At 73.9% G+C, this 23,885-nt stretch carries 11 protein-coding genes (1 of these 11 only partly in view); 4 read left to right on the top strand and 7 right to left on the bottom strand.

Annotated features, from left to right (window positions below):
* The 7 genes from ACQPZ4_RS37890 to ACQPZ4_RS37920 all read right to left on the bottom strand — a co-directional run.
* Positions 1-1,175, bottom strand: the beginning of a protein-coding gene (locus tag ACQPZ4_RS37890; protein WP_433047025.1) for an amino acid adenylation domain-containing protein. The gene continues 10,126 nt to the left of window position 1, outside the view; 1,175 of the gene's 11,301 nt are visible here — the first part of the coding sequence; its start codon is at positions 1,173-1,175; the stop codon falls past the left edge of the window.
* The gene (locus ACQPZ4_RS37895; RefSeq protein WP_433047028.1) at positions 1,172-16,018 is read right to left on the bottom strand and encodes an amino acid adenylation domain-containing protein; all 14,847 of its coding nucleotides are present in this window, start codon (positions 16,016-16,018) and stop codon (positions 1,172-1,174) included. The genes ACQPZ4_RS37890 and ACQPZ4_RS37895 overlap by 4 nt, the downstream gene beginning before the upstream one ends.
* Before the next feature lie 78 nt (positions 16,019-16,096).
* A complete protein-coding gene (locus ACQPZ4_RS37900; RefSeq protein WP_433047031.1) occupies positions 16,097-16,315 on the bottom strand; it encodes an MbtH family protein in 219 nt (72 codons plus the stop codon).
* Complete coding sequence (locus ACQPZ4_RS37905) at positions 16,312-17,838, bottom strand: tryptophan 7-halogenase (RefSeq protein ID WP_433047034.1); 1,527 nt, start codon at positions 17,836-17,838, stop codon at positions 16,312-16,314. The genes ACQPZ4_RS37900 and ACQPZ4_RS37905 overlap by 4 nt, the downstream gene beginning before the upstream one ends.
* Complete coding sequence (locus tag ACQPZ4_RS37910) at positions 17,835-18,077, bottom strand: phosphopantetheine-binding protein (protein ID WP_433047037.1); 243 nt, start codon at positions 18,075-18,077, stop codon at positions 17,835-17,837. The genes ACQPZ4_RS37905 and ACQPZ4_RS37910 overlap by 4 nt, the downstream gene beginning before the upstream one ends.
* 82 nt (positions 18,078-18,159) lie before the next feature.
* Entirely contained in the window at positions 18,160-18,732 is a 573-nt protein-coding gene (locus ACQPZ4_RS37915) for a GNAT family N-acetyltransferase (RefSeq protein WP_433047040.1), read from the bottom strand.
* 15 nt (positions 18,733-18,747) lie between these two features.
* Entirely contained in the window at positions 18,748-19,773 is a 1,026-nt protein-coding gene (locus ACQPZ4_RS37920) for an iron-siderophore ABC transporter substrate-binding protein (RefSeq protein WP_433047043.1), read from the bottom strand.
* A 125-nt stretch (positions 19,774-19,898) separates the two neighbouring features.
* On the opposite strand from ACQPZ4_RS37920, the gene ACQPZ4_RS37925 reads away from it, so the two are divergent.
* The 4 genes from ACQPZ4_RS37925 to ACQPZ4_RS37940 all read left to right on the top strand — a co-directional run bounded on the left by ACQPZ4_RS37925 (position 19,899) and on the right by ACQPZ4_RS37940 (position 23,869).
* Positions 19,899-20,939, top strand: a complete 1,041-nt coding sequence (locus ACQPZ4_RS37925; RefSeq protein ID WP_433047046.1) for a FecCD family ABC transporter permease — start codon at positions 19,899-19,901, stop codon at positions 20,937-20,939.
* Between the two features lie 94 nt (positions 20,940-21,033).
* Entirely contained in the window at positions 21,034-22,068 is a 1,035-nt protein-coding gene (locus ACQPZ4_RS37930; RefSeq protein WP_433047049.1) for a FecCD family ABC transporter permease, read from the top strand.
* A complete protein-coding gene (locus ACQPZ4_RS37935) occupies positions 22,065-22,856 on the top strand; it encodes an ABC transporter ATP-binding protein (protein WP_433047052.1) in 792 nt (263 codons plus the stop codon). Before ACQPZ4_RS37930 ends, ACQPZ4_RS37935 begins: the two co-directional genes overlap by 4 nt.
* Positions 22,853-23,869, top strand: coding sequence for a zinc-dependent alcohol dehydrogenase (locus tag ACQPZ4_RS37940; RefSeq protein ID WP_433047055.1), 1,017 nt, complete (start codon positions 22,853-22,855; stop codon positions 23,867-23,869). Before ACQPZ4_RS37935 ends, ACQPZ4_RS37940 begins: the two co-directional genes overlap by 4 nt.
* The last annotated feature ends 16 nt before the right edge of the window (positions 23,870-23,885 follow it).

The raw sequence follows: 23,885 nt of genomic DNA on the forward strand, positions 1-23,885 counted from the left end.
GCGCCGTCGACGAGGTCGGGACGGAACTCCGCCCCGAGCACCAGCCGCTCGCCCGGAACGACGGTCACCGTGAACGGATAGTGCGTCGCGTCCCGCCCCGACACCGCGGCCAGCCGCACGCCGGCGGTGCGCTCCAAGGCCCGTACACCCGCCTCGTCCAGCGGATAGCTCTCGAACACCAGCAGCGTGTCGAACAGCGGTCCCAGCCCCGCCTGCCGCTGGATCGCGGCGAGACCCGTGTGCTGGTGGTCGAGGAGCGCCGCCTGCTCGGCCTGCAGCCGCCCGAGGAACTCGCCCCACGTGTCCGCGGGGCGCGGCCGCACCCGCACGGGCACGGTGTTGATGAACAGCCCGATCATGTCCTCGACGCCGGGCAGACCCGCGGGCCGCCCGGAGACGGTGGTGCCGAACACGACGTCGGTACGCCCGGTCAGCTCGGCCAGCACCAGCGCCCAGGCCCCCTGGACCACCGTGTTCACGGTGACCCCGAGCTCCCGCGCCCGCGCGATCACGCCGGTCCCGTCGACAACCAGCTCCACCAGCTCGGGCTCGGCCGCCACCGGGCCGGCCGCCGGGCGCAGCAGCGTCGGCTCCTCCAGCCCGTCGAGCGCCTCGCGCCACGCGGCCGAGGCGGCGTCGCGGTCCTGGCGCGCCACCCACGCCAGGTACTCCTTGTACGGGCGGGTGCGGGCGGGCTCCCGCCCGGAGTACAAGATGAGCAGGTCCTTGACGAGCAGTGGGGCGGACCAGCCGTCGAGCAGGATGTGGTGCGCGGTCAGCACGAGCCGGTGCCGCTCGGGCGCCTCGCGGACCAGGCACCACCGCAGCAGCGGCGGCTTGGCGAGGTCGAACGGCCTGCCGCGCTCCGCCTCGGCGACATCGTCCGCATCCGCGTCGTCCACAAAGGACCACGCGACCGGGACCGCCGCCGGGATGAGCTGGACGGGCTGGCCGGCCTTGCGGGGGCGGAACGCGGCGCGCAGGTTCGCGTGCCGGTCCTGCACCGCCTGCGCCGCGGCCCGGAGCCGGTCCGCGTCGAGCGCGCCGTCCAGGGTGAGCACCTGCTGGACGACGTAGACGTCGGGGTCGCCGTCGGAGTACGAGGACAGGAAGTACAGACCCTCCTGCAGCGGCGACAGCGGCAGGATGTCCTGCAGTCCGCCCGGGCTGGTCACAAGAGCCTCCACTCGTCTTCGAACTCGTCGATCTCGTCCTGGCTCAGCGTCACCAGGTTCAGGTCGGATGGGGAGAACCCGCCGTCCGGCGACGCGGCCCGCAGCCGGTCCAGGGCGGCGAGCCACAGCTCGCCGAGGCGGGCCACGTCGGGCTCGGTGAGGACCGTCGCGACGTACGTGAGCCGCACGTCGAGCTCCGGCCCGCCCGGCAGGTCGAGCGTCCCCGCGTTGATCTCCAGGGCGTGCCCGGCTGGGAACGCGGGGTCGAGCCCGTCGCCGAGGGTGTCCCCCTCGGGCGCGGCGACCCAGTCCGCGCCGTCCCCGGCGGCCAGGCGGCCGAGGTAGTTGAACAGGATCCCGGGCTCGGACGCGGCGGGGATCTCGCCGCGGTACCGCAGCAGCCCGTACCCCGCGCCGCCGTCCGGGATCGCCCGCAGCTGCTCCTTGACGCGCTTGAGCGCGGTCGCCGGATCGTCGCCGCCCGCGTCGAGGCGCACCGGGTAGTCGACGGTGAACCAGCCGACGGTCCGCGACAGGTCGCTGCCCGGCACGAGCTGCTCCTCGCGGCCGTGGCCTTCCAGGCGCAGCAGTACCCCGTCCTCGGCGGGCCGCCACTGCCGCACGGCGAGCGCGAGCCCGGCGAGCAGCACGTCCTGCACGCCGGCGTGGAAGGCCTCGGGCACGGTGGTGAGCAGCGGCCGGGTCGCGCCGGCCGGCAGGCGCAGGGTCAGCTCCCGCTGGTCCCCGACGGTCGCGCCGCCCGTGGTCGCGCCGCCCGTGGTCGCAGCCTCGGCACCGTTCGCCCAGAGCGGCAGCTCGGCTCGGCGGTCGAGCTGCTCCAGGCCGCGGGCCCACGAGCGCAGCGACGTGCCGACCGGTGCGAGGTCGCGCCCGGCCCAGGCCTCGGCGAGGTCGCCCGCGATGATCCGCCACGACACGCCGTCCACGACGAGGTGGTGGGCGACGAGGAGCAGCCAGCGCGCGGACGGGTGCCACACCGCCTGCAGCATCCGCCCGGCCCGCGGGTCGAGCCGCCCGATCGCCGCGGCGTGCTCCTCCGCGAGCGTGCCGGCCGCGAGCCGGAGCTCGGGTGCCGTGCCGGGCGGCGGGATCACGAGGCCGTCGCCGGTCCAGCGGGCCCGGAGCGCGTCGTGGCGGTCGAGCACCGCCCGCAGCATGGTGGTGAGCCGGTCGCGGGTCAGCGCCGCGGGGACGCGCAGCACGAGCGTCTGGGCGAAGGTGTCGATCGGCGCGTCCAGGTCCCGGAGCCAGGCGGTGATCGGGGTGAGCGGCACCGCCCCGTACGCCGCGTCGGCGGCCTCCCGCGCGGCCGGCGCGGACGGCACGGCCACGGCGGCCAGCGCGGCGACGGTCTGGTGCTCGAACACCTGCCGCGCGGTCAGCTCCAGCCCGGCCGCGCGGGCGCGGGCGACGAGCTGCAGGGCCACGATGCTGTCGCCGCCGAGCGCGAAGAAGCCCTCGTCCGCGCCGACGTCGTCGATCCCGAGCAGCTCGGCGAAGAACGCCGCGAACAGCTCCTGACCCTCCGTGGCCGGGCGGGTGGCCTCCCGCTCGACGACCGGATCCGGCAGCGCGTTGCGGTCGACCTTGCCGGCCACGGTGACCGGGATGCGCTCCAGCGCCACGAACGCGGACGGCACGAGGTGGTCCGGGAGCCGCGCCGCGGCCCACGCACGCAGGTCCGCGGCGGTCCCGACGGTGTACGCGACCAGGCGGCCGTCGCGGGCGATGACCACGGCCTGCGCGATCTCCGGGTGCTCGGCCAGCACCGCCGCGACCTCGCCCGGCTCGATCCGGAAGCCGCGGATCTTCACCTGGTCGTCGGTGCGCCCCAGGAACTCGATCTGCCCGTCGCGGGTCCAGCGGGCCAGGTCCCCGGTGCGGTACATGACGCTGCCGGCCGGGCCGTAGGGGTCGGCCACGAACCGCTCGGCAGTCAGCGCGGGCCGCTGCAGATAGCCGCGGGCAAGGCCGGCACCCGCGAGGTACAGCTCGCCGGGCACACCGGGCGCCACGGGCCGCAACGCCGCGTCGAGGATGTGCGCGCGCTTGTTGCGGTCGGGCCGTCCGATGAGGACCGGGCCGCCCGGCTCGCACACCCAGTACGTCGAGTTGACGGTCGCCTCGGTCGGCCCGTACGCGTTGAGCATCCGGTGCGTCGCCGTCCACCGCGCCACGAGGTCGGGCGGGCAGCGGTCGGCCCCGGTGACCACGGTGACGCCGGGCGGCAGCTCGCCGTCGGGCAGCGCGGCGAGGGCGGCCGGGGGCAGCGCGAAGTGCGTGATGCCATGGTCCCGGACGAACTCGGCGAACGGCGCGCCCAGCCGGGACTCCTCGGGCACCACGACGAGCGTACCGCCGCGCAGCAGACTGATCGCCAGCTCGGCCACCGTCACGTCGAACGCGGGCGAGGCGAACTGCGCGATGCGCGCGCCCGGCCCGGCCTTCCACAGCTCGGCAAAGGTGGCCGCGAGGTCGGCGAGCCCGGCGTGCGGGACGACGACGCCCTTGGGCCGCCCGGTCGAGCCGGAGGTGTAGATGACGTACGCCGCGTTCGAAGGGCTCGGCGCCCCCAGCGACCCGTCGTCGTCCCCCTCGTCCGGCCGCACCACCGGCACCCCCGCGATCGCGGTCCCCTCGCCCGCGATCGCCAGCACCGGCGCGGCGTCCTCGACCAGCAGGGCCACCCGCTCGGCCGGATAGGACGGATCGACCGGCAGGTAGGCCGCGCCCGCCTTGGCGATCGCCAGCTCGGCGATGAACAGATCGGCAGAACGCGGCAGCAGTACCATCACGAGCTTCTCCGGCCCCGCCCCCAACCGCCGCAGCCGGTACGCGAGCCGGTCCGTGCGCGCGTCCAGCTCGGCGTACGTCAGCCGGATCGGCCCGTCCTCGAGCGCAGGCGCGCCCGGGCGGCGGGCGACCTGGGCCGCGAACAGCTCCGGCAGCGTCGACGGCGGCGTGTCCGCGCGGGTGCCCTGCCAGTCGCCGGTGATCGCCCGCCGCTCGGCCGGCGTGAGCACGTCGAGCTCGCCGACGCGGCGCTGCGGGGCGGCGACGGCCGCGGCGAGCAGGCGCACGAACCGGTCCGCGAGCGACGTGGCGGTGGCGGGGTCGAAGAGGTCGGCGCTGTACTCGATGACGCCCGTCAGCCCGTCCTCCCCCTCCTGCTCGGTGACGACGACGCCGAGGTCGAACTGCGCGACGCCGGTGTCGATCGGCACCGGCGCGGTGACCAGCCCCGGCAGCCCCGGCAGCGCGGCCGGCACGTGCTGGAACGCGACCATGACCTGGAACAGCGGGTTGCGCGCGAGGGAGCGCTCCGGGTTGAGCGCCTCCACGACCCGGTCGAACGGCACCTCGGCGTGGCCGAACGCGGCGAGGTCGGCCGCCCGGACGCGGGCCACCAGCTCGCCGAACGTCGGATCGCCGCCGACGTCGGCCCGCAGCACGAGCGTGTTGACGAAGAACCCGGCGAGCTCGTCGAGGCGCTGGTCGGCGCGGCCGGCGACCGGGCTGCCGAGCGGGATGTCGTCCCCGGCGCCGAGCCGGTGCAGCAGCGCGGCCAGCCCGGCCTGCACGACCATGAACGCGGTCGCGCCGGTACGCCGGGCCAGCTCCCGCACCCGCCGGTGCGTGTCCGCGGGCACGTCGAACGTCACGATCCCGCCGGCGTGCGACGGCTGCGCGGGCCGGGGCCGGTCGGTGGGCAGCGCCAGCTCGGTCGGCGCGCCCGCGAGCGCCTCGCGCCAGAACGCCAGCTGCCGCGCCTGCAGGCTCGCCGGGTCGCTCGGCTCCCCGAGCAGTTCGCGCTGCCAGAGCGCATAGTCCGCGTACTGCACCGGCAGCGGCGCCCAGTCCGGCGCCCGGTCGCGCGTCCGCGCGGCATAGGCGGTCCCGAGGTCGGCCACGAGCCGCCCCTCCGACCATTCGTCGGTGACGATGTGATGCAGGAGCAGCAGCAGCACGTGCTCGGACGCGCCCAGCGCGAACAGGTGCGGCCGGACCAGCGGCTCACTCGCGAGATCGAAGCCGTGCCGCGCGGCGCCGGCGAGCCGGTCGGGCAGCTCGCCCTCAGTGCACGTCTCCGTCCGCCATTCCGGTTGTACCGCCTGCAGCACCCGCTGCACCGCCCGCCCGTCGACGCTCGGGAACACGGTCCGCAGGCTCTCGTGCCGATCGAGCACGTCCACGAGCGCGTGGCGCAGCGCGTCGGCGTCGAGCGCCCCGCTGAGCCGCAGCGCGAACGCCACGTTGTACGTCGGCCCCGGCCCGTTGAGCTCGTGGTGCAGCCAGAGCCGGTGCTGGGCGGGCGAGACGGGCAGCAGCTCGGGTCGCTCGTACCGCCGCAGCTCGGGCCCGGCCCCGTCCCGCGAAGCGGTGGCAAGTTGCGTGGCGAGCCCGGCGACGGTGGGCGCGTCGAACACGGCCCGGACCGGCAGCGCGGTACCGAACACGGCCCGCACCCGAGCCGCGAGCGCCGTCGCGGTCAGCGAATGCCCGCCGAGCGCGAAGAAGTCGTCGCCGACCCCGACCGACGGCAGCCCGAGCACCTCGGCGAACAGCCCGCAGAGAATCTCCTCGCCCGGCGTCCGGGGCAGGCTGTCGCCGCTCAGGCCGGCAAAATCGGGCGCGGGCAGCGCGCGCTTGTCGACCTTCCCGGCGACGGTCACCGGGATGCGCTCCAGCAACACGTACGCAGCCGGCCGCAGGTGCTCGGGCAGCTTCCCGGCCGCCCACTCCCGCAGCCCGCCTACCGCTCCGACGACGTAGGCGACCAGCCGCCCGTCAACGGCCACAACAACGGCCTGGACGACGTCGGGGTGCTCAAGCAGCGCAGCGGCCACCTCTCCGGGCTCGATCCGGAACCCCCGGATCTTCACCTGGTCATCGGCCCGCCCGATGAAGTCGAGGCTTCCGTCCTCGGTACGCCGGACCACGTCCCCGGTGCGGTACATGCGCTCCCCGGCCACGAACGGATCGGCGACGAACCGGGACGCGGTCAGCCCAGGCCGGTCGAGGTATCCGCGCCCGAGCTGAGCCCCGGCGAGATAGAGCTCCCCCTGCGCGGCCGGCCGCAGCCACGCGTCGAGAATGTAGGCGCGGGTGTTCGCGATCGGCCGCCCCACCGACGGCGTCTCGCTCTCCTCGAGCCGGGCCATGAGCGTGTCGACGGTGCACTCGGTAGGCCCGTACAGGTTGATGGCAGCGGTAGCTTCGCGCAGCGCCGTCCACGTCTTCGGGTCGGCCGCCTCCCCGCCGAGCGCCACCATCGCCGGCGGCTTGTCGAGCAGCCCAGCGGCGACCAGCGGCCCCGCGAGGGACGGCGTGACGTCGAGGAAGTCGATCCCGTGTTCATGGACGTAGCTGACGAACAGGTCGGGGTCGCGGCGGGTCTCGTCGTCGAGCAGGTGCAGCTCATGCCCGGCGACGAGGAACAGCAGCCCCTCCCACGACGTGTCGAACACCGTCGCCGCCGACAACGCGGCCTTGACCCGGTGCCCCGGCATCACATGGGCGCGATGGTGCTGGAACAGGTTCATCAGGCTCGCGTGTTCGACCACCACCCCCTTCGGCCGGCCCGTCGAGCCGGACGTGTAGATGAGATATGCACCGTTGCGCGGGTCGATCGCCGGGAGTTCCGCGTCGGCGTCCTTGCCCAGCAGGTCGAGGGTGACGACCACCGCCGGCTGAGCGTCGCCCAGCAGATAGTCGACCCGCTCGACCGGATAATCCGCATCGATCGGCAGATACACCCCGCCGGAGCGCAACGCGGCCAACCACGCCACCACCGCGTCCACCGTGCGGGGCAACAACACCGCCACCGGCCGCTCCGGCCCAGCCCCTCGCGCAACCAGCACCCGGGCCAGACAATCCACCCGCTCCGCCAACGCCGAAAACGTCAGCGAATCCGAGCCACACCGCACCGCAACCGCATCCGGCCAACGAGCCACAGTAGCGGCGAACTCGTCGAGCAAGGTCCCCTTCGGAACCGCCACCATCGTACCACGCACCGAGCTGTCCACAGTGGACAGCGAGGCCAGTACCGTATCGGCCGAGGTCCGCAGCAGCAAGGCGAAGCGGGCCAGCAGACGGTCGGCCGCGTCGCGCGGGTAGAGGTCCGGCCGATGCTCCAGCCGCAGCCGCAACCGCTCCCCCGGCACGACGACGAGACTCAGCGGATAGTGGGTCGCGTCGACCGGAATCCCGCCCCCGACCGCCAGCCCGGGAACGGCAGCGGCCGCGCCGCCGGTCGGGTAGCTCTCGAACACGGTCAGCGTGTCGAACAGCTCCCCGACCCCCGCGAGCCGCTGCACGTCGGCCAGCCCGAGGTATTGGTGGTCGAGCAGCGCCGCCTGCTCCCCCTGCAACCGCGCCAGGAAGCCGGCCCACGTGTCGCTCGGCCGCGCCCGCACCCGGACCGGCACCGTGTTGATGAACAGCCCGACCATGTCCTCGACCCCGGCCAGCCCCGCCGGCCGCCCGGACACGGTCGCGCCGAACACGACGTCGGTACGCCCGGTCAGCTCGGCCAGCACCAGCGCCCACGCCCCCTGCACGAGGGTGTTGAGCGTGAGCCCGTGCGCGCGAGCCATCGCGATCAGCGGCTCCGGGTCGACGATCAGCTCGGCGACCTCGGGCAGCACCGCGACCGGCGCGGCCCCGGGCGCGACCAGCGTCGGCTCCTCCACCCCGGCGAGCGCGTCCCGCCACGCGTCCTCGGCGACCGTACGGTCCTGCGCGGCGAGCCAGCCCAGGTACTCCTTGTACGGCCGCGGTGCGGGTCCGGCCTCCCCCGCGTACAGGGCGAACAGGTCCCGCATGGCGAGCGGCCCGGACCAGCCGTCCATGAGCAGGTGATGCTGGGTGAGCAGCAGCCGGAAGTCCCCGTCGCCCAGCCGGGCCAGCACGAACCGCAGCAGCGGCGGCGCGGTGAGATCGAACCGCCGGTCCCGCTCGGACGCGGCCAGCTCGGCGAACGCTGTCTCAGTCAGGTCGAGCGCGACGAACGGCACCGTGACCTCGGCCGGAATGACCTGCACGGCCCGCCCGGACGCGGTGCGCGCGAAACCGCCCCGCAGGTTCGGGTAGCGTTCGAGGAGCCGCGCGGCCGCGGCCCGCAGACGTCCGGCGTCGACGTCCCCGGTGAGCGTGTACACCTGCTGCACCGTGTACACGTCGTGGTCGTCGCCGGCGAGGTAGTAGAGACCCTCCTGGAGCGGCGCGAGGGGCAGCACGTCGGCGAGTTCGGGCCAGGCCGCGGTCAGCTCGTCGAGCTCGCCGCCGCCGAGCCCGGCGAGGGGCACATCGGACGGCGTGAGCGCGCCCGCGCCCGGCTCGTGCACGGCGGCCGCGATCGCGACGAGCGCCGCGAACCAGTCGTCGGCGATCCGCCGCGCGTCCGCGTCGTCGAGCGCGGCGGCCGGGTAGGAGAACTCGGCCCGCAGCACCGGGCCCGCCGCGGTGTCCACGGTGGACGCGTTCACCGCGAGCCGATGCCGGACCGGCATGCCGGGCGCCGCAACCGTATGCGCGGCCGGCAGCTCACCGGCGATCCCCCAAGCAGCACCGCCAGCACCGCCAGCACCGCCGGACGCCCCGGCCACCACACCCGCCGCAGCCGCCGGAGCCGCAGCCGGAGCCGCCGGAGCCGCCGCAGCCGCAGCCGCCGGAGCGTCGTGCGCGGTGAGAACGTCGCCGGACGCCTCGGACTCCGCAGCTGCCGGAGCGTCGAGGGCGGTGAAAACGTCGCCGGATGCCTCGGCCGCCGCAGCCGCCGAACCGTCGTGCTCGGTGAAAACGACGCCGGATGCCCCGGTCCCCGCGGCGTCGTGCGCGGTGAAGCGGCCCAGGTAGTTGAAGAGGATCTCGGGCTCGGGCCGCCCGGGCGCGTCGAGCAGCCCGTAGCCGACGCCGCCGTCGGGGATCGCGCGGAGGCGCTCCTTGACGCCGCGTACGACGGCGGCCGGGCCACCGGCGGCGGCCGGGAGCCGGACCGGGTACTCGCTGGTGAACCAGCCGACGGTGCGGACCAGATCGGCGCCCGGCACCATGGATTCCTCGCGGCCGTGGCCTTCGAGGGCCACCAGCGGCTCCGCGTGCGAGCCGAGCCGGCGGGCCAGCGCGAGCACCAGCCCGGCGAGCAGCACGTCCTGCACGCCGGCGCGGAACGTCGTGGGCACGGAGCTCAGCAGCGGCCCCGCGAGGGAGGGCTCGACGGTGACGGTGACCGTCCGCAGCGTCGCGGCCGTGTCGCGGGCGGGATCGAGGGGCACGCCGCCCAGACGGACGGCCGGTCCGGCGAGGGTTTCCTGCCAGAGCACAGACGGTACGACAGCGAGCAGTTTTTCTGCCCAGACCCGGAACGGAGTATCCTCGGGGGCAGGGTTCGCGCCCGTCGCCGCGGTCGCGAGGTCCTCCGCGATGATGCGCCACGAGACGCCGTCGACGACGAGGTGGTGCGCGACGAGCAGGAGCCGGCCCGGCTCGGCGCCGCGGTCGAACCACACGGCCTGCACCATGCCGCCGGCCGCCGGGTCGAGCCGGTCCGCCGCGGCCTCGCGCTCGCTCAGGACGTCCCCGGTCGCCACGCGCAGCGGCGGGTCGAACGGGGCGTCGGGCACGTTCAGGCGCCAGTCGGGCTCCAGCCGGGCGCCCAGGATCGCGTGGGGTGCGAGGCCGACGCGCAGCACCCGCGCGACGTCTTCGCGCGTCAGGCCGGCCGGGGTGTGCAGCAGCAGCGCCTGCGAGTACCGGTTGACGTCGGCGCCGAGGTCGCGCAGCCAGCCGATGATCGGCGTGACCGGGACGAGCCCGGCCCCGGAGACCGAGGCGCGCGCGGTCGCGGGCGCGGCGACACGGGCGAGGGCGGCCACGCTCTGGTGCTCGAACACCTGCCGCGGCGCGATCTGCAGGCCGGCGGCGCGGGCGCGGGAGACGAGCTGGATCGACAGGATGCTGTCGCCGCCGAGCGCGAAGAAGCCGTCGTCGACCCCGACCGGGCGGCCGAGCAGGTCCGCGAACAGCCCGGCCAGCACGGCCTCGGTGGGCGTCCGAGGCTCGACGGCCGGCCCCGCCTCGCCCGGCGCGGGCAGTGCGCGCTTGTCCACCTTACCCGCCGCGTTCAGCGGGAGCGTTGCAAGAGCAACCACCGTCGCCGGTACCAGATGTTCCGGCAACCGCGCCGCCGCCCACTCCCGCAGCCCGTCGGCCTCGCCCACCACGTAGGCGATGAGGCGCCGCTCGACGGGGACCACGACGGCCTGCGACACCCGCGGATGGCTCGCCAGCACCGCCTCGACCTCGGCCGGCTCGACCCGGAACCCGCGGATCTGCACCTGGTCGTCGGTGCGCCCGAGAAACTCCAGCCGATCGTCGAGCGTGCGGCGGACGAGGTCGCCGGTGCGGTACATGCGGGCCCCGGCCTTGAACGGGTCGGCCACGAACCGCTCGGCGGTCAGCGCGGGCGCGCCCAGGTAGCCGCGGGCGAGCCCGTCCCCGCCGAGGTACAGCTCGCCGGGCGCGCCGGGCGGCACGGGCCGGAGGCGGCCGTCGAGCACGTACGCGGTCCGGTTGAGCTCGGGCCGCCCGATCAGCACCGTTGGGCCGTCGACGACCCAGGTGGTGGCGGTGACGGTGGCTTCCGTCGGACCGTACGCGTTGATGAGCGTCCGCCCACGCGCCCACCGCGCGACCACATCGGCCGGCGTCGACTCCCCGCCGATGGTGACCGTGACGCCGGCCGGCAGCGCGCGCTCGGGCAGCGCCGCGAGCAGCGCCGGCGGCAGGTCGACGTGGGTGAGCCGCTGCGCGGCCACGAACTCGCCGAGCGCCGCCCCGAACCGCGCGTCGTCCGGCACGATCACGAGCGTGCCGCCGGACAGAACCGACGCCGCCAGCTCGGAGAACGCCACGTCGACGGCGGGCGACACGAACTGCGCCGCGCGGGTGCCCGGCCCGGTCCCGAATACCGCGCGGACGCTCTCGACCAGCCCCGCAAGCCCGGCGTGCGGCACCACGACGCCCTTGGGCCGCCCAGTCGAGCCGGACGTGTAGATGACGTACGCCGGGTGCTCCGGGCGCAACCCCACCACCGGCGCCGCATCGTCCCCGCCTGCGGGCACCGCATTGCCGACCACGACCGAAGCCGCGTCGCCGCCGCCCGCAGGCACCTCGACCACGACCGAAGCCACGTCGTCGCCGGCGCGCGCCTGCGTGACGATGGCGACCGGCGCGGCGTCGCGCAGCTGCGCCTCGATGCGGGCCGCGGGGTGATTGACGTCGATCGGCAGGTACCCGGCGCCGGACTTGGCCACCGCCAGCAGCGCCACGATCAGCTCCGCCGAGCGCGGCAGCCGCACCCCCACGAGCCGCTCGGACCCGGCCCCCGCGGCGACGAGCGCGTGTGCGAGCCGGTTCGACCGAGCATCCAGCTCGCCATAGGACAGCGCGACCGCCCCGTCCTCGACCGCGATCGCGTCCGGCCGCGCGGCCACCTGCTCCGCGAACAGCTCGGGCAGCGTCCGCGCCGCAACGGCCCGGGTCTCCCCCTCAAGCGTCGCCCGCTCGCCAGGCCCGAAGAGATCCGCCGCCCCGATCGCCCGCTCGGGCGCGGCCGTCACCGCCTCCAGCAGCCGCACCAACCGCGCCGCCAGCGCCTCGGCGGTCTCCCTTGCAAAAAGCCCGCTCCGGTACTCGATGCTGCCCGCCAATCCCCCCTCGCGCTCAGCAACGTCGAACGTGAGGTCGAACTTGGCCGTCCCCGTGTCCACCAGCCGCGGCGTGGCAACCAGCCCGGGAAAGCCGGCAATGGCGGGCAGCGGAGCCTGGTAGGACACCATGACCGAGAACAGCGGATGGTACGCGAGCGACCGATGCGGATTCAGCGCCTCAACCAGCCGGTCGAACGGCAGCTCCTGATGCGCGAGCGCGGCCAGATCAGCGGCCCGGACCCGCCCGAGCAGCTCGGCGAAGCTCGGGTCCCCGGACACGTCGGTCCGCAGCACGACGGTGTTCACGAAGAACCCGGCCAGCCGTTCGAGCGCATCGTCGGACCGCCCCGCGACCGGCGTCCCGAGCGGAATGTCCTCTCCGGCCCCGAGCCGCGACAACAGCGCGGCAACGGCAGCCTGGACGGTCATGAACACCGTGACCCCGTGCGCCCGGGCCAGCGCGCGGAGACCATGTTCCAACGCAGCCGGAATCTCGAACGCAATGGTACCGCCGGCCACCGACATTTCCCCGGCCCGCGCCCGATCGCCAGGCAGCCGCACCGTCTCGGGCGCGCCGGCGAGCGCCGAGCGCCAGAACGCAAGGTGCTCGTCAACCGGAAGCGCGGCCTGCCAGACGGCGTAGTCGGCGTACCGGACGGGCAGCGGCACAAAGCCGGGCGCCCGCCCCTCCTTCCGCGCGGCGTACGCAACGGCAAGGTCGTCGAGCATCGGCGTCAGCGACCACTCGTCCCCGGCAATGTGATGCACAACGAGCAACAGCGTGTGCCGCTCACTCCCGGTCGCGAACAGCGTCGCCCGAAGCGGCGTCTCCCGGGTGATGTCGAACGGCACCCGCACCGCCGCCGCGATGTCCACTGTGGACGATACCTCGAACGCCAGCGCGTCACGCAGCTCAGGCGCGGGTTCACCGTCGCGCTCGGGGAACACGGTACGCAGCGGCTCATGCCGGTCCACCAGGTCGTGCAGCGCGGCGCGCAACGCATCGACATCCAGCGGCCCGTCCAGGTCGATCGCGAGCGGCAGGTTGTACGTCGCGCTGGGCCCGTCGACGCGCTCGAGCGACCAGAGCCGCCGCTGCGCCGGCGACAGCACCTGCCCGACCGCAGCACCAGCCTGAAGCGGCGGCCGCGCAACACGATGGGAAGCCTCGCCGAGCCGAGCGGCCAGCCCGGCGACGGTGGGCGCATCGAACACATCGCGCAGCGCCAGATCGACCCCGAACACCGCGCGGACCCGGGCGGCCACCCGGGCGGCCAGCAGCGAGTGCCCGCCGAGCGCGAAGAAGTCCTCCCGCACCCCGACCGCCTCGACCCCGAGAACCTCGGCGAAGATCCCGGCGAGCAGCTCCTCCTCCGGCGTACGAGCCGCCTCCACGGGCCCGCCCGCGAACTCCGGCGCCGGCAACGCATTGCGGTCGAGCTTCCCGTTCGGCGTCCTCGGCAGCGTGTCGAGCGCCATGACGGCCGACGGCACCATGTAGTCCGGCAGCGACTCGGTGGCAGTCCGGCGCAGCGCGGAGGGGTCCACCGTGGACGGCGTGACGTACGCGACGAGGCGCCGGTCCCCCGGCCGGTCCTCGCGGATGACGGCAACCGCGCGCTGCACCGCCGGGTGCGCGGCCAGCACGGCCTCGACCTCGCCCAGCTCGATCCGGAACCCGCGCAGCTTCACCTGGTGGTCGACCCGCCCGAGCACGTCGAACGAGCCGTCGGGACGGCGGACGGCGAGGTCCCCGGTGCGGTACATGCGCGCGCCCGGCGCGTACGGGTCGGCGACGAACCGGGACGCGGTCAGCCCCGCCCGGTTCAGGTAGCCGCGCGCCACCCCGGCGCCGCCGAGGTACAGCTCACCGGGGAAGCCGTCCGGAACCGGACGCAGCGCGGCGTCGAGCACGTAGGCGCGGGTGTTCCAGATGGGCAGGCCGACGCTGACGGTGTCGTCGGTGAGCCGGTACGCGGTCGACCAGATGGTGGTCTCGGTCGGTCCGTACAGGTTGGTCACCTCGGCCGCGTGCTTGCGCAGCTCGGCCGCCAGGTCGGGCGGAAGCGCCTCACCGCCGACGAGGACCCGCAGCCCGGACAGCGCCGCGGCGCCGCCCGGAGCCTCGATCAGCGCGCGCCACAGGGTCGGGGTCGCCTGTACGACGGTCGCCCCGGTCCGCCGCACGAGCGCGGCCAGGGCCTCGGGGTCCTGCACGGTCTCCTTGGCCGCGAGCACGACCGCGGCCCCGCACAGCAGCGGCAGGTACAGCTCCAGCCCGCTGATGTCGAAGCTCACCGTGGTCACGGCGACGAGCCGGTCGGACGCCGCGAGCGGGATCTCCTCGCGCATGGCGAGCAGGAAGTTCACCAGGTTCTCGCGGGTGATCACGACGCCCTTGGGCCGCCCGGTCGACCCGGACGTGTACAGCACGTACGCCGCGTCATCCCCCCGCTCCACCAACGGCGGGCACGGCGCGCTCGCGACCGGAACGCCACCGTCGAGGTTCATCAGCGGCACGGTCGTCGAAGGTGCCCGCACCGCCGACGACGTCACGAGCAGCGCGGGCGCGCTGTCCTCCAACATCCACGCGAGCCGGTCGGCCGGGAAGTCGGGGTCCAGCGGCAGGTACGCGGCGCCCGTGCGCTGCACCGCAAGCAGCGTGACCAGCAGGTCGGCGGTCCGCGGCAGGCACACGGCGACCGTGCTGCCGCTTGTTACGCCCTGTTCGTGCAACACCGCCGCGAGCCGTTCCACGCGACCGCTGAGGTCTCCGTATGCAACAGTTTCCGCCGGATCGATCACCGCGACCGCGTCCGGCTCGCCGCCCCAGAGCGAAGCGAAGCCGGCCGGAGGCAGCTCACGCGCGGTGTCGTGCAGAACCGGCGCGGCGACCAGCCCCAAACGGCCGAGCAACACGTCGGGAGCAGCCTGCGCGAACGCCGTGAACAGCGCGGCAAGCCGGCCGCCGTGCGCCGCGAGCTGCGCCGAGGTGTACAGCGCCGGATTCGCGTCCACCACGAGCTCGATGACGTCGCCACCCCGGTCGTCCACGGTGATCGACAGGTCGTCGACCGGCCCCGCGGAGAGGTACCGCGGCGTCCCCGGCGCCCCCGCGAAGGACAGCACCGCCCCGAACGGCTTGATGTTCACCCACGGCCCGACCAGCCGCCGCTCCCCGCCGACCAGGCCCAGGTCGCGCCGGATGTCCTCGCCGCGGTACCGCTGGTGCGGCCGCAGCGCCCGGATCTCCCCCGCCACCCGCTTGACCAGCCCCGACACGGTGTCGCCAGGCGACACGGCGACCCGCAGCGGCAGCACGTTCACCGCGTTGACCGGCACCTTCGCCGCGACCGAGCCGAGCCGCCCCATCATCGGCAGCCCCAGCACCACCTCCGCCGACCCGGTGAGCCGCGAGACGTAGAGCGCCACGACCGCGAGCACCGCCTCGACCCGGGCCGGCGCGGCGGCCACCGTGACGCGATGACGCAGAAACGTCGGGCTCGGACGGCTGGAACCCGCGGCAAGGGCGGGCACCTCGACGCCGTCCAGGCGCGAGCGCCAGAACGCGCGATCGGCGGCGAACTGCTCCGACGCCCGATACGCGAGATCCTCGGCCACGACGTCGGCAAGCCGCCCGAAGGGCGACGGCGGCGGCGCCTCCCCCGCGGCCAGCGCGGTGTAGACAGCGGCAAGCCGCTGCGCCACGAGCGCGAACGTGTACGCGTCCATCACCACGTGGTGGCAGCGCTGGTACCACGTCCACTCCCCCGGCCCCCGCCGGATCAACGTCTGCGCGAACACCGGCCCGCGCTCGAGATCGAACGGCTCGGCCAGGGCCGCCTGCATGAACGCGTCCGGGTCGGCCGGCGCCACGACCTCGAGCGACCACGCGGGCGAGGCGATCTCCTGCAGCGGCCCGTCGACGACCCGGACCCGCAGCGCCTCCGCCTCGCCGATGACCAGCCGCAGCGCACGCTCGAACAGTGCGGGATCGAGCTCGCCGGCGATGTCCACGCAGGCCGCCGTCGTGAACGCGGGGCCGGGATCCAGCTGGTGGGCGTACCAGACGCCCGCCTGTGCTCCGGTGAGTTCAAGACGGTCGATCACGTGGCGGCTCTCCTTGAGCAGCGCAGGGCCCGCCGCACCAGGTCGATGCGGCGGGATGCGTGGTTGCGAAGACGTGCGTTACGAGGCGCGCGCGGCCATTTCGGCGATGAGCCCGGCCGGGCGCATGTCGGTCCAGTTCCGCTCGACGAACTCCAGGCAGGCGTCCCGCCCGTCCTCGCCGAAGACCACGCGCCAACCGGCGGGCACCTCGGCGAAGACCGGCCAGAGCGAGTGCTGGTGTTCGTCGTTGACCAGCACGAAGTACCGGCCATCGGGATCTTCGAAGGGATTCGTCATCGCGCCACCTCCTGATCGGTCGAAGAGGAACCGCCGGCCGCCGGCGAAGAGCCGCCGGCCGCCCACGACAGCCCGTCGGGCGAGGGCACCAGCCCGTCGTCGAGCAGCGGCAGCTCGTGCGCCGCCAGCCCCTGCACCCCGCGGACCTGGATGTTGTTCATCTCGGCCATCACCTCGCGGACCACGGGCGTGCCGAAGAGGTGGTGCATGCGCTCCCCGGACGGGGTCTGCATGCTGCCGGTCCGCTCGACCGCGCCCGCGAGATCGTCGGACGCGGACTGGAACGAGCTGACCAGGGCCCGCTCCCCGGAGTGCGCGCCGGCGACCAGGGTCACGAACGCCTCCAGGTCGGTGGCGTCGAGGTTGGTGACCTTGCGGGCCTTCCAGAAGTACGACTCCTCGTTGGTCTGCATGTCGTAGAACGCGGAGAGGAACTCGTAGAAGACGCGGTACTCGCGGCGGTAGCGCCCCTCGAACTCGGCGAACACGCGCTCCTCGGGCAGGGTGCCGTCGAGCACGCTGTTGATCGAGCGGGCGGCGAGCAGGCCGGCGTAGGTGGCCAGGTGCACGCCGGTGGAGAACACCGGGTCGATGAAGCACGCGGCGTCGCCGACCAGCACCATGCCGGGCCGGTGGAAGGTGCTGTTCGTGTACGAGTAGTCCTTGCGCGTGCGCAGCTCGCCGTAGACGCCCTCGGTGACCCGGGTCGCGCCGGCCAGGAAGTCCTTGACGATCTCGCAGCGGTCGATGAACCCGCGCAGCGCCTGCTCCTGGTCGCCCTGCAGCCGGCTGGCGTGCTCGCGGGAGATCACGGCGCCGACACTGGTGAGGGTGTCGGACAGCGGGATGTACCAGATCCAGCCCTCGTCGAACGCGGCGCACAGGATGTTGCCGGAATCCGGCGCGGGCAGCCGCTTGCCGCCCTCGAAGTAGCCGAAGAGCGCGATGTTCTTGAAGAACTCGGAGTAGATCCGCTCGCCGCCGACGTGCTGGTGCACGCGGCTGCGGTTGCCGGAGGCGTCGACCACGAACGTCGCGTGGATCTCGCGCTCGGCGCCCTCGGGATCGGTGTACCGCACCCCGCGCACCCGCGCCGCATCCGAGATGACGTCTGTTACAGCGCTGTTCTCACGCACGTCGACGCCGTTGCGCTGGGCGTTGCGCAGCAGGATGTCGTCGAACTTCATCCGCTCGACCTGGTACGCGGTCGACGTCGGCCCGGACAGCTCCGGCGCCACGGCGAAGAGGAAGTTCCACGGCACCGGGTTGGTGCCCCAGCGGAAGCTGCCGCCGCGCTTGACGGTGAAGCCGGCCTTCTCGAAGTCCTCGGTGACGCCGAGCATCCGGCCGATGCCGTGCACGGTCGAAGGAAGCAGAGACTCCCCGATCTGGTACCGCGGGAAGGTCTCCTTCTCCAGCAGGACCACCCGGTGGCCGCGCTTGGCGAGCAGCGTGGCGGCGGTCGATCCGCCGGGTCCGCCGCCGACGACCACGACGTCGGCGTTCTCGATGATCGGGCTCAACGCTTCTCCTCCAGCAGGTTCGACCAGGCGGCGACCGTCGGCTCCATCGCCAGGTCCAGGTATCCGGCCTCGAGGCCGGCGGCGCGCCAGCGGGTCGCGAGGCTCATGAGCCGGATCGAGTCGAGCCCGAGATCGATGAGGTTGTCGTCGTCGGCGAACGCGGCGGTGTCCTCGGTGACTTCGGCAAGGGCCTCGGCGACGTCGCTGCGCATCCGCTCGACGTTCATGGGGGCGGTCATGCGGGGCCTTTCGGTCGGTTAGGTGAGGCTAACCTAATTGTTTCGGGTGAGTAAAGCGGCCTTCGCGTTCATTCAGGCGCATTTATCCGTATACAGGGAGAAAGAGCAGCTCAGCCCGTTTGTGGCCTAAGTCATGGATCCCGATGGAGCGGAATCCGGCCCGCGCGAACATCCGCCGGGCCACCACGTGCCGCTCGTCGGGGTCGGCGAACACGCGGCGGCAGCGCGGGTCGGCCGCGGCCAGGCCCGCCGCGAGCGCGCGCACCATCGCGCGGCCGAGCCCCCGCCCGGTCTGCGCGAGGTCCCCGATCGCGAGGTGCACGCCCAGGTCGTAGGGGTCGGCGTCGTACTGGCGGCCGACCACGTCGCGCGGGGTGCGGTAGACCTCCACATAGGACAGCGGGGCGCCGTCGTGCGAGACCAGGTAGGGCCGGGAGTGCTCCCCGGACAGCTGCTCGGCGAGCTCCCCGGCCCACCGCGCCGGCGGCCACGCCGCGTGCCAGAAGGCCTCGACGTGCGGCTCGCACATCCACCGGCTGACCAGTCCGGCGTCGGCGTCGCCGGACGAGAGCGGCCGGATCGACCACGGCGGGACGAGCACCGGGGCGGGCGGAGGCCCCGCCGCAACAACCGCTGCGGCGAGGCCGGCCGTCACTTCTCGGCTCGACACTCAGCCGGTCGCCTTGGCCGCGGTCGAGATCGTGGGCAGGACGTTCTCGATGATGTACTGCACCGACAGCGGCGTCGGCGTGCGCAGCGACGAGAACTGCGCGCCGGACAGCGCCCCGTAGGACCCGCGCTTGACGGCGGTCAGGCCCTTGAACAGCGCGTTGCCCTCGAGCTGCGGCTTGAGGCCGTCCTCGGCGTAGTACACGAGCACGACGTCGGTGTCGAGGACCTGGACCTTCTCCAGGCTCAGCTGCACCGCGAAGTCCTCGCCCTGCAGGGCGGCCACGCCCGGGGCCAGCACCATGCCGAAGTCGTTGAGCATCTTCACGCCGGCGTCCTTGTCGGAGCGCAGCACGCCGATGGAGCCGGCCTCCCACATCTGGCTCAGCGAGAACTTCTTGCCGGCCAGCTCCGGGTGGTCCGACTTGGCCTTGGTGACCTTGCCCTCGACGTCCGTGATGACCTTCTCGGCGTCCGCCGACCGGCCCACGGCCTTGCCGACCTGGCGCAGCGTGGTCTGCCAGGAGTCCTCGAACGGCCCGGTGGTCTCGAAGGCGGTGGTCGGCGCCAGCTTGGCGAGCTTGTCGTACTCGTCCTTGATGTAGTAGTCGCCGCCGGCCAGGATCAGGTCCGGGTTGAGCGCCGCGATCTTCTCGATGTCGAAGCCGGTGTCGCCCGCGGTGAGCACGGTCGGGCTGCCGCTCAGCTTCGGCTTGGCCCACGGCGTGATGCCGCCCTCGCCCGCCGACTCGGCGATGCCGACCGGCTGCACGCCCAGCACCAGCAGCGCGTCCAGGTCGGCGTCGGACAGGGCCACGATCCGCTTCGGCTCCGCCTTGACCTCGGCGGTGCCCAGCTTGTGGGTCAGCGACACCGGGTAGCTCGCGGCCGCGGGGGCACCCGAACCGGCCGGGGCCGCGCCCTCACTCGTGGAGTCGTCGCCGCACGCGCTGAGCAGCGCGAGACCGGCGACGAACGCGACGCCGGCCGCCGCGAAGCGCCGGGCGGGGCGCAGGGAAAAGGTCATGTCGGGCCTCACAGTCGGAGTTAGGTTAGGCTAACCTAAGCGATCGATCCGCCCGAGGGCAAGACGACTCCCGATATGAGATAAGGCTAACCTTCGTTCGAGGTTCAGCGATAGAGGTGACAATTTTGCCGGTAGTCGTCCCCAAGGTGAACGACCGCGTCTCCACCAGATCGAGCCGTCCGCTGGCGCTGCTCGTGCTGGCGTGCGCGGCCGGTCTCGCGGTCCTGCTCAGCCTGGCCGTCGGCGCGCAGACGCTGAGCCCCGTCGAAGTGTGGCGGGCCCTGGTCTCCCCCGCAACGGCGGCCCCCGACGCGGTGGCGATCGTCCGCGAGCTGCGGCTGCCGCGCACGGTCCTCGGCGTGCTCGTCGGGCTCGCCCTCGGCGCCGCCGGCGCGCTCATGCAGGGCCACACCCGCAACCCGCTCGCCGACCCGGGCCTGCTCGGCATCTCGGCCGGCGCGTCGTTCGCGGTCGTCATCGGCATTCAGCTCGGCGCGCTGACCCTCGCCGGGTACATCTGGTTCGCCTTCGCCGGCGCCCTGCTCGCCAGCGTCCTGGTCTTCGCGATCGCGGCCGGCCGGCGCGGCGGACCGACCCCGGTCACCCTCGCGCTGGCCGGCATGGCGATCAGCGCGCTGCTGGCCTCGTTCACACAGTCGATGCTGCTGGCCGACAACGCGAGCCTCAACGTCTTCCGGTTCTGGGTCGTCGGCTCCCTCTCCGGCCGCGACGCGCACGTGGCCGCGCAGGTCGCCCCGTTCATCGCGGCCGGCCTGCTGCTCGCGATCGTCAACTCCCCCGCGCTGAACGTGCTCGGCCTCGGCGAGGACGTCGCCCGCGCGGTCGGCCAGCGAGTCCTCGCCGCCCGCGCGGTCGGGGTCGGGGCCATCGTGCTGCTGGCCGGGGCGGCCACGGCGGCCTGCGGCCCGATCGGCTTCCTGGGCCTCATCGTCCCGCACATCGCGCGCGCGCTCACCGGCCCCGACCACCGCTGGCTGGTCCCCTGCTCCGCGCTCGCCGGCGCGGCGCTGCTGCTGGTGGCCGACGTGCTCGGCCGCGTGGTGGTCTCGCCCGGCGAGCTCCAGACCGGCATCGTCCTGGCCGTCGTGGGCGCACCGTTCTTCATCGCCCTGGTACGCCGCCGCAAGGGAGTCGTGCGCCTGTGAGCAGCACCGTCGCGGACCGCCGCCGCAAGGGAGTCGTGCGCCTGTGACGACGACCCAACGCCGCGCCGGCCGGCCGCAACGCGATCGTGCGCCGGTGCGCGGAACCGTCGTGCGGACCCGGTTCTTCTCGGCGGCGCTGCCCCTGCGCTCGGCCGCCGTCGCGCTCGTCGCCCTCGCCGCGGCCCTGACCGTCGCGGTGTTCGCGATCGGCCGGGGCAGTTACGCCATCCCGCCGGGGACTGTCGTGGATGTGCTGCTCGGTGGCGGTACACCGGGACAGCAGTTGGTCATCCTCGACCTCCGCCTGCCGCGCATCCTCGCCGCCCTCCTCGTCGGCGCCGCCCTCGGGCTGTCCGGTGCCCTCACCCAGACCTTCGCCCGCAACCCGCTCGCCACGCCGGACGTCCTCGGCGTGACCAACGGCGCCTCCCTCGGCGCCGTCGCGCTCATCGTCCTGGGCGGCAGCGGCAGCGTGGCCGGCGTCCCCCTCGCCGCGCTGGCCGGCGGGCTCGTCGCGGCCGCCCTCGTCTACGTGCTCGCCTGGCGCCGCGGCATCGACGGCTACCGCCTGGTCCTCGTCGGCCTCGGCGTCGGCGAGATCGTGCAGAGCGGCGTGTCGTGGTTCCTCGTGCGGGCCGAGATCGTCGACGCCTACCGGGCCACGGTCTGGCTCAACGGTTCCGTCGCGGGCGTGGAATGGGAGCAGGTCCGCCCGCTCGCGATCGCCCTCGCGTTCCTCGTGCCGGCCGCCCTCGCCACCGGCTTCACCCTGCAGGCGATCCAGTTCGACGACGATGTCGCTCGTTCCTTGGGTGTACGGCTCCAGCTCGCCCGATTGGCCGTAGTCCTCACCGCGATCGCACTGGCCGCGGCCGCGGTGTCGGCCGCCGGCCCGATCGAGTTCGTGGCGTTCGTGGTGCCCCAGGTCGCGCTGCGCCTCTGCCGCGGTTCGCGACCCCCGCTGCTCACCTCGGCCGTCCTCGGCGCGCTGCTGGTCGCCGGGGCCGATCTCGTCGCCCGCACCGTGCTGCCCGGCCGCGAACTGCCGGTCGGCCTGGTCACCGCGATCGTGGGCGCCCCGTACCTGTTGTGGCTGCTGGTCCGTACGAACCGGAGGAACTCGGCATGACGACAAGGCTTCAGGCGCGCGGGCTGCGGCTGGCCTACGGCGACAACGTCGTCGTCGACGGCCTCGACCTCGACGTGCCCACCGGCGCCGTCACCGCGGTCGTCGGCCCCAACGGCTGCGGCAAGTCCACCTTGCTGCGCGCGCTGGGCCGGCTCCTGCGCCCCCAGGCCGGCGAGGTCCTCCTGGACGGCAGGCGCATCGAGCGCATCCCGACCCGCGAGGTCGCCCGCGTCCTCGGCATGCTCCCGCAGAGCCCGGTCGCCCCGGACGGCCTGACCGTCGCCGACCTCGTCATGCGCGGCCGCCACCCGCACCAGAACTGGTTCCGCCAGTGGTCCGCCGGCGACGAGTCGATCGTCACCGAGGCCCTCGAGTGGACCGACATGCGCGACCTGGCCGACCGCCCCGTCGACGCCCTCTCCGGCGGCCAGCGCCAGCGCGCCTGGCTGTCCATGGCCCTGGCCCAGGGCACCGAGATCCTGCTGCTGGACGAGCCGACCACGTACCTCGACCTCTCCCACCAGATCGACGTCCTCGACCTGGTGGCGCGCCTGCACCGCGAGCGCGGCCGGACGATCGTCATGGTCCTGCACGACCTGAACCTGGCCGCCCGCTATGCCGACCACGTCATCGCCATGCGCGACGGCCGCATCGTCGCCCAGGGCACCCCCGCCGACGTCTTCACCCCCGAGCTCCTCGCGACGGTCTTCGGCCTGCAGGCGCTCGTCATCCCCGACCCGGCGACGGGTACTCCCCTGGTCGTACCGCTGCCTAAAGTGGCGGTGTGAACCTCACCGCGCGCTTCCACGCGGCAGGCGACGTCCGCCTGGCCGAAGAGCCCACCCCCGAGCCCGCGCCCGGCGAAAGCCTCGTCGAGGTGACGGCGGTCGGCCTGTGCGGTTCGGATCTGCACTGGTGGTCGGAGGGCGGCATCGGCGACGCCAGAATCGCCCACCCCATCGTCGGCGGCCACGAGATGGCCGGCATCGTCCGCGGCGGCGAGCTGGACGGCGTCCGCGTCGCCATCGACCCGGCGATCCCCTGCCACGAGTGCGACCTGTGCCGGCTCGGCCACCCCAACCTCTGCCGTCACATCGTCTTCGCCGGCCACGGTTTCAAGGACGGAGGGCTGCAGCGGTACCTCCAGTGGCCCACCAATCGCCTCCACCCCCTCCCCGACCAGCTCACCAACGCCGACGGGGCGATGCTGGAACCGCTGGGCGTGGCGATCCACGCGGCCGACCTGGGCCACATCGCCCTGGGCGCCGACGTCGCGGTCCTGGGCGCGGGCCCGATCGGCCTCCTGCTGATCCAGGTGGCACGGGCGGCAGGCGCCGCAAGGGTGATCGCCACCGATCCCCTACCCCACCGCCGCGAGGCCGCCCTCCACTATGGAGCGGACGGGGCCCTGGACCCGGCTGCGCAGGATTTCGTCGCGGCGCTGGCCGATTTCACGGACGGCCGAGGCACCGATGTCGCCTTCGAGATCGCCGGCACCGACGCCGCGATCGAGTCCGCCATCGAATCGGTACGCCCCGGCGGCCGAGTCGTACTCGGCGGGATTCCCAGCACCGACCAGTCCTCCTTCCCCGCGGCCGCGGCCAGGCGCAAGGGCCTCACCTTCGCGATGGTCCGCCGCATGAAGGAGGTGTACCCCCGGGCGATGTCCCTGGTCACCGCCGGCCGCGTGGACGTACGGTCCCTCGTCACCCACCGCTACCCCCTGACCGAGGTGGCGGAGGCCTTCGCGACCGCCGAGGCCCGGGCCGGACTGAAGGTCATCGTGGAGCCTTCCGCCTGATCAGGGCCCCGCCCTG

It is taken from the genome of Dactylosporangium sp. CS-033363 (genome assembly GCF_050942475.1).
Classification (GTDB): domain Bacteria; phylum Actinomycetota; class Actinomycetes; order Mycobacteriales; family Micromonosporaceae; genus Dactylosporangium.